8 protein-coding genes and 1 pseudogene are annotated in these 12,577 nt (G+C 71.3%); 2 read left to right on the forward strand and 7 right to left on the reverse strand.

Translation table 11 applies throughout. The features are described from left to right. Nucleotides 1-111: 111 nt before the first annotated feature. Complete coding sequence (locus AAFN69_RS27190) at nt 112-768, reverse strand: TetR family transcriptional regulator (RefSeq protein ID WP_347731455.1); 657 nt, start codon at nt 766-768, stop codon at nt 112-114. Between the two features lie 166 nt (nt 769-934). Here AAFN69_RS27190 and AAFN69_RS27195 point away from each other — a divergent pair, with 166 nt between their 5' ends. Beyond that, complete coding sequence (locus tag AAFN69_RS27195; RefSeq protein WP_347731456.1) at nt 935-2,167, forward strand: acyl-CoA dehydrogenase family protein; 1,233 nt, start codon at nt 935-937, stop codon at nt 2,165-2,167. Between the two features lie 87 nt (nt 2,168-2,254). Here the strand turns inward: AAFN69_RS27195 and AAFN69_RS27200 are convergent. From AAFN69_RS27200 to AAFN69_RS27210, 3 genes and pseudogenes are all read right to left on the reverse strand, one after another. Continuing rightward, nucleotides 2,255-2,743, reverse strand: a pseudogene (locus AAFN69_RS27200) (glutathione peroxidase); the annotation flags it as partial. A 33-nt stretch (nt 2,744-2,776) separates the two neighbouring features. Continuing rightward, a complete protein-coding gene (locus AAFN69_RS27205; RefSeq protein WP_347731457.1) occupies nt 2,777-3,655 on the reverse strand; it encodes an acyl-CoA thioesterase II in 879 nt (292 codons plus the stop codon). Nucleotides 3,656-3,704: 49 nt separating this feature from the next. Next, a complete protein-coding gene (locus AAFN69_RS27210) occupies nt 3,705-6,218 on the reverse strand; it encodes a DUF3516 domain-containing protein (RefSeq protein WP_347731458.1) in 2,514 nt (837 codons plus the stop codon). 171 nt (nt 6,219-6,389) lie between these two features. On the opposite strand from AAFN69_RS27210, the gene AAFN69_RS27215 reads away from it, so the two are divergent. Continuing rightward, on the forward strand, nt 6,390-7,181 hold the full coding sequence (locus AAFN69_RS27215) for a metal-dependent hydrolase (RefSeq protein WP_347731459.1): 792 nt from the start codon (nt 6,390-6,392) through the stop codon (nt 7,179-7,181). A gap of 134 nt (nt 7,182-7,315) precedes the next feature. Here AAFN69_RS27215 and AAFN69_RS27220 read toward each other — a convergent pair whose 3' ends face one another. From AAFN69_RS27220 to AAFN69_RS27230, 3 genes are all read right to left on the reverse strand, one after another. Beyond that, entirely contained in the window at nt 7,316-9,097 is a 1,782-nt protein-coding gene (locus AAFN69_RS27220) for an ABC transporter ATP-binding protein (protein ID WP_347731461.1), read from the reverse strand. 20 nt (nt 9,098-9,117) lie between these two features. Further along, nucleotides 9,118-10,914 carry an ABC transporter ATP-binding protein gene (locus AAFN69_RS27225; protein ID WP_347731462.1) on the reverse strand — a complete coding sequence of 599 codons (1,797 nt, stop codon included), beginning with the start codon at nt 10,912-10,914 and terminating at the stop codon, nt 9,118-9,120. A 173-nt stretch (nt 10,915-11,087) separates the two neighbouring features. After that, entirely contained in the window at nt 11,088-12,566 is a 1,479-nt protein-coding gene (locus AAFN69_RS27230) for a Gfo/Idh/MocA family oxidoreductase (protein ID WP_347731463.1), read from the reverse strand. Nucleotides 12,567-12,577 lie beyond the last annotated feature (11 nt).

Raw genomic sequence — 12,577 nt, forward strand, 5'->3', positions numbered from 1 at the left:
GGGTCCTGTTTCCCGTGTGCGGGAGGGGTGGCTGTCGAGCCGCCCGCTCCTCAGTCGACGGAGGAGCTGATTCTCCCGGGTCCTGTTTCCCGGTGCGGGTCCCGCACGCTGTCAGAAGCCCGGGCCGCCGGCGCGGTCCGGGAAGGCGGCGAGACGGCCCCAGAGGAGGTCGGCGAGGCTGCGGACCAGTTCGGGGCGGGAGCAGGGGCGTTCGCCGAGCCACCAATCGCCGGCGGCGTGCATCATGCCGACGATGCCGTGGCCCCAGACGCGGGCGAGCTGTTCGCCGCCCGGGCCGAGGTCGACGCGGTCGTGGATCACCTTCGCCAGCTCCTCGCCGAGGCGCCGCAGCAGCGGGGCCGAGTGGCGGCCGACGTCGAAGCCGGGTTCGGCCGCGCCGGGGCCCGGCGGGGTCTCCGCGGGGTGCATCAGGAAGCGGTAGACCTGGGGGCGTGTCTCGATCGCGGCGAGATAGGTGTCCAGGGTCGCCTCGATCCGCTCGCGGCGCTCCGCGGGGGCGTCCAGCGCCGCCCGCAGGGAGTTGAGCAGCGCGTCGGTGTGGCGTTTGGCGAGCGCCCGGTAGAGACCGCCCTTGTCGCCGAAGTGGCGGTAGAGGATCGGCTTGGTGATCCCGGCCTCCGCCGCGATGGCGTTCATCGAGGCATGCGGGCCCTCACGGAGCACCACCCGGTCCGCCGCCTCCAGCAGTTCGCGGCGGCGCTGGTCGGCCGGCCGATCGTGATCGGAGGACTGTCGTGTGGTCTCCATGCTGGTGGCTCCCCGCCCGTCGATGTGCTTGACGCCTGCGCAAAGTAACACTTCACCGGGGCCGCCCGGGTATCCGGCGGGGATTGGTTGACATGCTCCACCACCCGGCAACAGACTCCCGTTACCGCAAGTAACGCGCGATCAACACCGGTGCAGTGGAGGGGACATGGCGGAGTTCTCCTGTGAGCTCAACGAGGAACAGCGGCAGGTCCGCGACTGGCTGCACGGCTTCGCCGCCGAGGTGATGCGCCCGGCCGCCGCGGAGTGGGACGAACGCGAGGAGACTCCCTGGCCGGTCATCCGGGAGGCGGCCAGGATCGGCATCTACTCACTCGACTTCCAGGCCGCGCAGTTCTTCGACCCCACCGGTCTCGGCATACCCATGACCATGGAGGAACTCTTCTGGGGCGACGCCGGAATCGGACTCTCCATCGCCGGCACCGGCCTCGCGGCCGTCGGGGTGCTCGCGAACGGCACCGAGGAGCAGATCGGCACCTGGGTTCCCCAGATGTACGGCGACGCGCAGGACGTCAGGGTCGCGGCCTTCTGCTCGTCGGAGCCGGACGCGGGGTCCGACGTGGGGGCCATGCGCACCCGTGCCGTACACGATCCGGTCACCGGCGAGTGGGTCCTCGACGGCACCAAGACCTGGGCGACCAACGGCGGCATCGCCCATGTCCATGTGGTCGTCGCCGTGGTCGACCCCGCCCTCGGCTCCCGGGGACACGCCTCCTTCATCGTGCCGCCCGGCACACCCGGTCTCTCCCAGGGGCAGAAGTTCAGGAAACACGGGATCAGGGCCTCGCACACCGCCGAGGTGGTGCTCGACGGCGTCCGCGTACCGGGGGAGTGCCTGCTCGGCGGGAAGGAGCGGCTCGACGAACGCCTCGCCCGGGCCCGGGAGAGCGCCGCGGGCGGGCGCGCCGGCGCCGGGGCGGGCAATGCCGCCATGGCCACCTTCGAGGCGTCGCGCCCGGCCGTCGGCGCCATGGCCGTCGGCACCGCGCGGGCCGCGTACGAGGTCGCCCTCGACTACGCCCGGACCCGCACCCAGTTCGGCCGCCCCGTCATCGACAACCAGGGCATCGCCTTCCAGCTCGCCGATATGCGCACCCGGATCGACGCCGCCCGGCTGCTGGTGTGGCGGGCCTCCTGGATGGCGGCGACGGGCAAGCCGTTCACCTCCGCCGAGGGATCGATGTCGAAGCTGTACGCGAGCGAGACCGCCCGGCAGGTCACCGCGCAGGCCGTGCAGATCCTCGGCGGCAACGGCTTCACCCGGGAGTACCCGGTCGAGCGCATGCACCGGGACAGCGCCGTCTACACCATCTTCGAGGGCACCAGCGAGATCCAGCGGCTGGTGATCGCCCGCGCCCTCTCCGGGATGCCCATCCGGTGACCGGCACCGTCCGGCCGGGCCCGCCCAAGGGCCCGGCCGGCCGGCCGGAAACGGTTCACCAGGGTCAGTGCGAGCGCGGCTCCGACGGGCGCAGAGCAGGGCCTCGATCGCCGAGACCAGCTCCGGCGCCTCCGGCTCCGTGCGCGGCCGGAGCCGGGCCACGATCTCGCCCTCCCGGTTGATCAGGAACTTCTCGAAGTTCCACTGGACGTCCCCGGCGGCGCCCTCGCCGTCCTCCGCGGCCGTCAGCTCGCCGTAGAGCGGATGCCGCCCCGGACCGTTCACCTCCGCCTTCTCCAGCAGCGGGAAGGTCACTCCGTAGGTCGCCGAGCAGAAGGTGCCGATCTCCTCCGCGGTCCCCGGCTCCTGGCCCGCGAACTGGTTGCACGGTACGCCGATGACGGTCAGGCCCCGCTCGCCGAACTGCTGCTGGAGCCGCTCCAGACCCGCGTACTGCGGTGTCAGACCGCACTGCGAGGCGACATTCACCACCAGCAGGGCCCGGCCCCGCCAGTCGGCGAGCGAGGTCGGCTCCCCGCCGAGGGTGCGCAGCGGGATGTCGTACAGAGTGGTCAATTCGATCTCCTCGTGTGAAGACGGTGTACGGGGTCAGCCGCCGAGCGGGCGGAACAGACCTTCCTGCACCACCGATACCAGCAGCTCGCCCTCGCGGTTGTAGATCCGGCCGCGCGCGAGACCCCGCCCGCCGGTCGAGACCGGCGACTCCTGGTCGTACAGGAACCACTCGTCCGCGCGGAAGGGGCGGTGGAACCACATCGCGTGATCCAGCGACGCCATGTCGAAACCGCGCTGTCCCCAGAGCGGTTCCACCGGGATCCGCACCGCGTCGAGCAGGGTCATGTCGCTGGCGTAGGTCAGCGCGCAGGTGTGCACCAGCGGATCGTCACCGAGCGGGCCCACCGCGCGCATCCAGACCGCGCTGCGGGGGTCCGACTCCTTCTCCTTGATCTCCTCCGGCGTCCAGCGCAGCCGCTCGGTGTAGCGGATGTCGAACGGCTGGCGCCGGGCCATCCGCTCCAGCGCCTCGGGGAGCGCTCCCAGATGCTCCCGGATCTCGTCGGCGACCGTGGGCAGGGTCTCCGGGTCCGGGAAGTCCAGCCGGGGCGGCAGCTGATGCTCGATGCCGCCCTCCTCCGGCCGGTGGAAGGAGGCGGTCAGATTGAAGATCGTCTTGCCCCGCTGGACCGCCGTCACCCGGCGGGTGGTGAAGGACCTGCCGTCCCTCACCCGCTCCACCTGGTAGACGATCGGCACCCCGGGGATCCCGGGCCGCAGGAAGTACGCGTGCAGGGAGTGCACCGGGCGCTCCCCGTCGGTGGTGCGGCCGGCGGCCACCAGGGCCTGCCCGGCCACCTGGCCGCCGAAGACCCGTTGCAGGGATTCGTTCGGACTGAGGCCGCGGAAGATGTTGACCTCGATCCGCTCCAGGTCCAGCAGATCGACCAGGCGCTCGGCCGGGTTCGTCATCGTGCGCTCTCCTGTGTTCGTCCTCGGGTGATGCCGTACGGGGCCGGTCTCAGAGCCGGCCCACCGAGGTCACGCGGAGCACCGCGCGGCCCTCCTCGTCGGAGGCGGCCAGATCCACCTCCGCGCTGATGCCCCAGTCGTGGTCGTCGTTCGGGTCCGCGAAGATCTGCCGCACCCGCCACAGACCGTGCGGCGCGTCCTCCTCGATGAGCAGCAGCTTCGGTCCGCGCGCGTCCGGGCCGGTCCCCAGATCGTCGTACTCGTCCCAGTACCCGTCCATCGCCTCGCCCCAGGCGTCCGCGTCCCACCCGGACTCCGCGTCGAGCTCGCCCAGCTCGTACACCTTGTCCAGCGCGGCCAGCTCCACCCGGCGGAACATGGCGTTGCGCACCAGGACCCGGAACGCCCGCGCGTTCGCCGTGACCGGCCTGACCTGGTCCGCCTTCTCCTGGGCCTGCTCCGCGGTCTCCACCTCGGGGTTGGCCAGCTGCTCCCACTCGTCCAGCAGGCTGGAGTCGACCTGGCGCACCAGCTCGCCGAGCCAGGCGATCAGATCCTGGAGATCCTCCGACTTGAGGTCATCCGGAATGGTGTGCTCCAGCGCCTTGTACGCGCTCGCCAGATAGCGCAGCACAATGCCCTCGGTCCGGGCCAGCTCGTAGAACGAGGTGAACTCGGTGAAGGTCAGCGCCCGCTCGTACATGTCCCGGATGACCGACTTCGGCGAGACCGGGTGGTCGCCGACCCACGGGTGACTGGTGCGGTAGAGGCCGTACGCATGCCAGAGCAGCTCCTCCAGCGGCTTGGGGTACGTCACCTCCTGGAGCCGTTCCATCCGCTCCTCGTACTCGATCCCGTCCGCCTTCATCAGCGCCACCGCCTCGCCGCGCGCCTTGTTCTGCTGGGCCGCGAGGATCTGGCGCGGGTCGTCCAGGGTCGACTCCACCACCGAGACCATGTCCAGGGCGTACGAGGGGGACTCGGGATCCAGCAGCTCGAAGGAGGCCAGCGCGAAGGTGGAGAGGGGCTGGTTGAGCGCGAAGTCCTGCTGGAGATCGACGGTGAGCCGGACGATACGGCCCTGGGCGTCCGGCTCCGGCAGCCGTTCCACCACACCGCCGTCCAGCAGCGAGCGATAGATCGCGATGGCGCGGCGGATGTGCCGCAGCTGGTTCCGGCGCGGCTCGTGGTTGTCCTCCAGCAGCCTGCGCATCGCGTCGAAGGCGTTCCCGGGCCGGGCGATCACCGAGAGCAGCATGGTGTGAGTGACCCGGAAACGCGAGGTCAGCGGCTCGGGATCGGAGCCGATGAGCTTGTCGAAAGTCCCGTCCGACCAGGCGACAAAGCCCTCCGGGGCCTTCTTGCGGACGACCTTGCGCCGCTTCTTCGGATCGTCGCCCGCCTTGGCCAGCGCCTTCTCGTTGTCGATCACATGCTCGGGCGCCTGTGCCGCCACCAGGCCGGCCGTGTCGAAACCGGCCCGCCCGGCGCGGCCCGCGATCTGATGGAACTCACGGGCCCGCAGGGTGCGCACCCGGGTGCCGTCGTATTTGGTGAGCGCGGTGAACAGAACCGTACGAATCGGCACATTGACCCCGACGCCCAGGGTGTCCGTACCGCAGATCACCTTGAGCAGCCCGGCCTGCGCCAGCTTCTCCACCAGCCGCCGGTACTTCGGCAGCATGCCGGCGTGGTGCACCCCGATGCCGTGCCGCACATAGCGCGAGAGGTTCTGGCCGAACTTGGTGGTGAAGCGGAAGCTGCCGATCAGCTCGGCGATCCGGTCCTTCTCCTCCCGGGTGCACATATTGATGCTCATCAGCGACTGCGCCCGCTCCACGGCCGCGGCCTGGGTGAAGTGCACGATGTAGACCGGGGCCTGCCGGGTCTCCAGCAGCTCGGTCAGCGTCTCGGTGATCGGGGTCCGGCGGTACTCGTAGCTGAGCGGCACCGGGCGGGTCGCCGAGCGCACCACGGCGGTGGGGCGGCCGGTGCGGCGGGTCAGATCGGTCTCGAAGCGGGAGACGTCGCCCAGCGTCGCCGACATCAGGATGAACTGCGCCTGCGGCAGTTCGAGAATCGGGATCTGCCAGGCCCAGCCGCGGTCCGGCTCGGCGTAGAAGTGGAACTCGTCCATCACGACCTGGCCGATGTCGGCGTCCTTGCCGTCCCGCAGCGCGATGGAGGCCAGCACCTCGGCGGTGCAGCAGATCACCGGCGCGTCCGCGTTCACCGACGCGTCACCGGTCAGCATGCCGACATTCTCGGTGCCGAAGAGCTTGCAGAGATCGAAGAACTTCTCCGAGACCAGCGCCTTGATCGGCGCGGTGTAGAAGGTGACCTCGTCCCGGGCCAGTGCGGCGAAGTGCGCACCGGCCGCGACCAGGCTCTTTCCGGATCCGGTGGGGGTGGACAGAATCACGTTCGCCCCGGAGACCACCTCGATCAGCGCCTCTTCCTGCGCCGGATAGAGCGCGATGCCCTGTCCCTCCGCCCAGGAGGAGAAGCCCTCGAAAAGGGCATCGGGGTCGGCATTCGGCGGCAGCTGATCGATAAGGGTCACGCCCCCATCTTGCCTGTCCGGACCCCCGATGCGGGAACCGCCCGGCGGCGGGAAGATCACGAACGATACGCTCATCAGTCAACTGGGCTCGAACGCGCGCACCAACTCGGCTGCACCGCGCGAGCGGTGGCCGCCCACTGCGGCGGCGGAAACACGGGGGCGGGAAAGAACATGATGGGACCGGCACACTCACTGTCCGGGGCGGCCGCCTGGCTGGGGGTGGGCGCGGCGACCGACGCGGCCGGGCACCCCATGCCCTGGCCGGTCCTGGTGGTCGGAGCGCTGATCTGCGCGGGTGCGGCGCTCGCGCCCGATCTGGACCACAAGGCGGCGACGATATCGCGGGCCTTCGGACCGGTCTCGCGCCTTCTCTGCGAGATCGTCGACAAACTGTCCTACGCGGTCTACACGGCGACGAAGAAGCCCGGCGACACCCGCCGCACCGGCGGGCACCGCACCCTCACCCACACCTGGGTCTGGGCCGTGATGATCGGCGGCGGCGCCTCGGCGCTGGCTGTCACCGGCGGCCGGTGGGCCGTTCTCGCGATCCTCTTCGTCCATCTGGTGCTCGCCGTCGAGGGGCTGCTCTGGCGGGCCGCCCGGGTCTCCAGCGATGTACTGGTCTGGCTGCTCGGGGCGACCAGCGCCTGGATCCTGGCGGGTGTGCTGAACCAGCCGGGCAACGGCTCCGACTGGCTCTTCACCGCCCCCGGCCAGGAGTACCTCTGGCTCGGCCTGCCGATCGTCCTCGGCGCCCTCGTGCACGACATCGGGGACGCGCTGACCGTCTCCGGCTGCCCCGTGCTCTGGCCGATCCCCATCGGCAACAAGCGCTGGTACGCGCTCGGCCCCCCGAAGGCGATCCGCTTCCGGGCGGGGAGCTGGGTGGAGCTGAAGGTGCTGATGCCGGTCTTCATGCTGCTCGGGGGAGTGGGCGGGGCGGCCGCGCTCAATGTGATCTGAGACGGCGCCCAAGGGGATCCGAGAGGGAGCTGAACAGGATCCGAGACGGCGCTCAAGAAGGTGATCCGGGGCGCCCCACGACATGGCACGGGCCCGGGACGGCGACCGCCGTCCCGGGCCCGTGCCGGATCTCCCTAGCCGTGCCAGGAGCGCCAGAGCGCGGCATACGCCCCGCCCGCCGTCACCAGCTCGTCATGGCTGCCCAGCTCGCTGATCCGGCCCTCCTCCACCACCGCGATCACATCGGCGTCGTGCGCGGTGTGCAGCCGGTGCGCTATCGCCACCACGGTGCGCCCCTCCAGTACGCGGGAGAGCGAGCGCTCCAGATCGCGGGCCGCGCGGGGGTCCAGCAGCGAGGTCGCCTCGTCCAGGATCAGGGTGTGCGGGTCGGCCAGCACCAGCCGGGCCAGTGCCAGCTGCTGGGCGTGGGCCGGGCTGACCGGCAGGCCGCCCGAGCCGACCTCGGTGTCCAGGCCGTCCTCCAGGCCCCGGACCCAATCCGACGCGTCCACCGCGCCCAGCGCCTCCCACAGCTCGGTGTCCGTGGCACCGGTCCTGGCCAGCAGCAGATTGTCGCGGAGCGAGCCCACGAAGACATGGTGCTCCTGATTGACCAGGGCGACATGGCGCCGCACCCCCTCGGCGGTCATCCGGGAGAGCTCGGCGTCCCCCAGGGCGACCCTGCCGGTGCGCGGGGCGTAGATCCCCGCCAGCAGCCGGCCCAGGGTGGACTTCCCGGCCCCGGACGGGCCGACCAGCGCCATCCGGGTGCCCGGCTCGACATCCAGGGAGACCTTGTGGAGGACGTCCACGCCCTCCTGATAGCCGAACCGGACATCCTCCGCCCGCACATCGCGGCCGTCCGGGCGGATACCGCCGTCGCCCGCCTCCGGCTCGATCTCCCGGATGCCGACCAGCCGGGCCAGCGACACCTGGGCGATCTGGAGCTCGTCGTACCACCGCAGCACGATGCTGACCGGGTCCACCAGCATCTGGGCCAGCAGCGCGCCCGTGGTCAGCTGGCCGATGTCCATCCAGCCGCGCAGCACACACCAGCCGCCGATCAGCAGCACCGAGACCAGCACCGTCACATGGGTCAGGCTGATCACCGGGATGAAGACCGAGCGGAGGAAGAGCGTGTACCGCTCCCAGGACGTCCACTCCCGGATCCGGCGGTCGGAGAGCGCCACCCGGCGCGCGCCGAGGCGGTGCGCCTCCACGGTGCGGCCGGCGTCCACCGACTCGGCGAGCGCCGAGGCCACCCCGCCGGCCCCCGCCGCCTCCGAGCGGTACGCGCCGGGCGCCCGGCGGAAGTACCAGCGGCAGGTGACGATCAGCAGCGGCGCGGCGATCACCACGGCGAGCGCCAGCGGCGGCGCGGTGACGGTGAGGCCCGCGATCAGCAGCCCCGCCCACACCACACCGATCGCGAGCTGGGGTACCGCCTCGCGCATGGCGTTGGAGAGCCGGTCGATGTCGGTGGTGATCCGGGAGAGCAGATCACCGGTGCCGGCGCGCTCCAGCACCCCCGGGGGCAGCCGGACCGCCCGGACGAGGAAGTCCTCGCGCAGATCGGCCAGCATCTCCTCGCCGAGGACGGTGCCGCTCAGGGTCATCAGTCCGACGAAGACGCTCTGCACGAGCAGGGCGAGGGCGAACAGCGTCACGGTCCGCCCCAGCTGGAGCTCCTGCGCCCCGCCGGTCAGCCGCTGGACCACATCGCCCAGCAGCACCGGGCCCACCATCGAGGCGATCACGGCGACGGCGTTCACCGTGACCAGGGTCGCGAAGGCGCGCCGCCGCCTGCGCAGCATCTGCCGCAGATAGCTCCGTACCGTGGCACCGCCCGCGACGGGCAGCGTGGCCGCCGACTCGGGTGCCGCCGGGTCGAACTCCGGTGGGGTCACCCGGAACATTCCCCCTCCTCTCCCGCGCTTCACGCGGAGTTCTCGCCGTGCTCGGGCGCGGCCGGGGGCCGCTGGGACGGTGCGCCGCCGGTCTCGCGGGTCACCACGGCCCGGTACCGCGCGTCGGTGCGGACCAGATCGCGGTGGGCGCCCACGGCGGCGACCTTGTCGCCGGTGACCAGGACCACCTGGTCCGCCGCGTCCAGCAGCAGGGGCGAGGTGGCGAAGACCACGGTGGTCCGGTCCGCGCGCAGCCGCTTGAGGCCCTGCGCCATACCGGATTCGGTGTGCGAGTCGACGGCCGATGTCGGCTCGTCGAGTATCAGTACCTCGGGGTCGCAGACCAGCGAGCGGGCGAGCGCGAGGCGCTGGCGCTGGCCGCCGGAGAGCGACCGGCCGCGCTCGGTCAGCCGGGTCGCCATCGGGTCGCCGCCGGCGGCCGGGAACGCGCGCGCCAGCGCGCCGAGGACGTCGTCGCAGCGGGCCGCCTCCAGTGCCTGGGCGGCCGAGACCTTGCCGGACGACGGTATGTCGAAGAGCTCCTCAAGGGTGCCGGAGAGCAGTACCGGCTCCTTGTCCTGGACCAGTACGGCGGTGCGCGCCCCGTCCAGCGAGAGCTCGTCCAGCGGGACGCCGCCGAGCAGTACGGAGGCGGGGGCGTCGCCCGGTCCGGCCGGTGCGTGGCCGCCCAGCCGCTCGGCCAGCGCGCCCGCCGTGTCGGGGTCGCCGCAGACCACGGCGGTGAGCCGGCCGGCGGGCGCCAGGATGCCGGTGACCGGGTCGTACAGATCCCCGCCGGGCCGGCCGTGGGGCGCCTTGGCCCCGGTGTCGGGGCGGCGCAGCGCGAGCACCCGGACCAGCCGCCGGGCGGAGGGCTTGGAGTAGGAGTACGCCATGGTGATCTCGGCGATGCTGCGCAGCGGGTGCGCGGTGAGCAGCACCGAGCTGTAGACGGTGATCAGTTCGGCGGGCGCGATCGCCCCGTCGAGCGCGAGCTTGGCGCCGTACCCCACCACGATCAGCATCAGCAGACCCGGCAGGATCACCTGGATCGACGAGATGACCGACCACATCCGGGCGGTGTGCACGGCGGCGCCGCGCACCTCCTGGGAGGCGGCCCGGTAGCGGCCGAGGAAGAGCTCCTCGCCGCCGATGCCGCGCAGCACCCGCAGCCCCGCGACGGTGTCGGCGGCGAGCTCGGTGGCGTAGCCGGCCTTCTCGCGCTGGGTGTCGGCACGCCGGGTGGTCACCGGCAGCAGGGGCAGCGCGGAGACGGCGAGGACCGGCACCGCGATGGCGATGACGGTGCCGAGGGCGGGCTGGTAGAGCACCAGACCGGTGCAGATGGCGATCAGGGCGATCACGGCGGCGGTGAACCGCGAGAGCGCCTCGACGAACCAGCCGACCTTCTCCACATCGGCGGAGGAGACGGCCACCAGCTCACCGGCGGCCACCCGGCGGGTCAGGGTCGAGCCCAGCTCCGCCGTGCGCCGGGCGAGCAGCTGCTGGAGGCGGATGGCGGCGGTGATCCAGTTGGTCATGGTCGCCCGGTGCAGCATCACATCACCGAGGGCCACACACGCCCCGGTGAGGGCGACCAGGCCGGCCGCGTACAGCAGCCGGGACTCCGAGCCGTCCACCACGGCCTGGACGGTGAGGCCCACACCGATGGGGAGGGCGGCCACCGAGAGCTGGTTCACCAGCCCCCAGAACAGCGAATTGAGCTGGCCGCCGACCTGGTGGCGGCCGAGCCAGAGCAGCAGTCGTGGACCGGACCGGATGTCGGGATCGCCTGGATCGAGATTCGGAAGGTCGCGAATTTGCATGACGTCCCAGCACGTGTCGAGGGTGGCGCAAAGGGCCAAGATTCGTCGCTGCCGGTCCGTTTCCGCAATTCGCTTTCGGGTGGGATGAGTGGAACGCGCCAGGCGGTATCGCCAATTCCGGTGCGCTCAGGGCGTGTTGTGCGGGCCCCGGCACGGGGCCCGCACAGATTTTCTCACTCCGAAGGTTTGACTGAATCCATACCTGTTCGAGCGCGCTTCCACTCCCCTCGGGTGAAGTCCGGTATGGGCAATTGCATACTCTTCGCCCTGATTGAGGCGTGGCTCAGAGGCACCGGCGCGGTCCAGGTGGCCGCGTCATAGACGTCGAAGTCGGGGACGAGTCCCAGCCGCATGCACTGAATCAGCCGGAAGATCATGATGTAGTCCATGCCGCCGTGGCCGCCCGGCGGATTGGCATGCTCCTTCCACAGCCAGTGGTCCCACTCGGTGTACCGGGCGAAGCTGCCCCACTGGTGGTTGGTGTGATCGGGCTCCACATAGATCCGCGCCGGATAGTCCTCGAAGACCCCTTTGGTCCCGCCGAGGCTGTTGATCCGGCTGTACGGGTGCGGCGTCGACACATCGTGTTCCAGCCGGATGATCCGGCCCTTCGCGGTCCGGAGCATGCTGATGGTCCGGTCACTGCTGATGTACGACTCCTTCCAGCTCGGGTCGCCCGCCGGCATGTGCGCCTCGCGGTACTCGGCGAGGCCGAGCGCCGGGGTGCCGAAGCTCGCGATGCTCACCACCCGGTCGCCCCGGTTCACGTCCATGTAGTTGGCGACCGGACCGAAGCCGTGGTTGGGATAGAGATCCCCGCGCAGCCGGGTGTGCCACTGCCGCCGCCAGGGCCCCTCGTAGTAGTCCGGCGAGAACATCAGCTCGCGCAGATCGTGGTTGTACGCCCCGGCCCCGTGCAGCAGCTCGCCGAAGATCCCGGCGTGCGCCATCCGCAGCACCCGCATCTCGTTCCGGCCGTAACAGCAGTTCTCCAGCTGCATGCAGTGCCGCCGGGTCCGCTCGGAGAGATCCACCAGCGCCCAGAGCTCCTCCAGCCGCATGGCGACCGGACACTCCACCCCCACGTGCTTGCCCGCCAGCATGGCGGCCCGAGCCATCGCGAAATGGGTCTCCCAGGGCGTCGCCACATAGACGAGGTCCAGATCGCCGCGCTCGCAGAGGTTCTCGTAGTCGTCCTCGTCCTTGACGTACAGGGCGGGCGAGGGCTGTCCGGCGGCCACCACCTTGGCCGCGGCCCGCTCGGCCTTCTCCCGCACCGGGTCGCACAGGGCGGTCACCCGGACCCCGGGAAGCGCCAGAAAGAGATCGATCATGCTGCCGCCGCGGTTTCCGAGGCCGATGATCCCGACCCGTACCGTGCCGCGGCCCTCGAAGGGCACCCCGGCCATCGTGCGGCCCCTGCGCGGGGGCGTGGCGGCCTCCGCCGCCCCGGCCGCCTCCGCGGCGGTGTCCGGGGCGCCGGCGGCGGCCGTGCCCGTACCGAGGGCGCCGAACGCGAGTCCGGCACCCGCCACACCCGCCGAGGTCCGCAGGACCGAACGGCGGCTCGGCGCGCCGCCGGCCCCTTCGGCGGGGCCGCCTGCGGTGGGTTCGCCGTCCTCGGACGGAAGAGATGTTGCTGCGTCGTTCATCGAGCCTCCAC

Origin of the sequence: Streptomyces sp. CAU 1734 (assembly GCF_039888735.1) — a bacterium.
GTDB lineage: Bacteria > Actinomycetota > Actinomycetes > Streptomycetales > Streptomycetaceae > Streptomyces.

What these genes read in the sequence shown, in the direction of transcription:
- AAFN69_RS27190 (WP_347731455.1), bottom strand. Translation starts at nt 768, where the DNA reads ATGGAGACCACACGACAGTCCTCCGATCACGATCGGCCGGCCGACCAG.
- AAFN69_RS27195 (WP_347731456.1), top strand. Translation starts at nt 935, where the DNA reads ATGGCGGAGTTCTCCTGTGAGCTCAACGAGGAACAGCGGCAGGTCCGC.
- AAFN69_RS27205 (WP_347731457.1), bottom strand. Translation starts at nt 3,655, where the DNA reads ATGACGAACCCGGCCGAGCGCCTGGTCGATCTGCTGGACCTGGAGCGG.
- AAFN69_RS27215 (WP_347731459.1), top strand. Translation starts at nt 6,390, where the DNA reads ATGATGGGACCGGCACACTCACTGTCCGGGGCGGCCGCCTGGCTGGGG.
- AAFN69_RS27220 (WP_347731461.1), bottom strand. Translation starts at nt 9,097, where the DNA reads ATGTTCCGGGTGACCCCACCGGAGTTCGACCCGGCGGCACCCGAGTCG.
- AAFN69_RS27225 (WP_347731462.1), bottom strand. Translation starts at nt 10,914, where the DNA reads ATGCAAATTCGCGACCTTCCGAATCTCGATCCAGGCGATCCCGACATC.
- AAFN69_RS27230 (WP_347731463.1), bottom strand. Translation starts at nt 12,566, where the DNA reads ATGAACGACGCAGCAACATCTCTTCCGTCCGAGGACGGCGAACCCACC.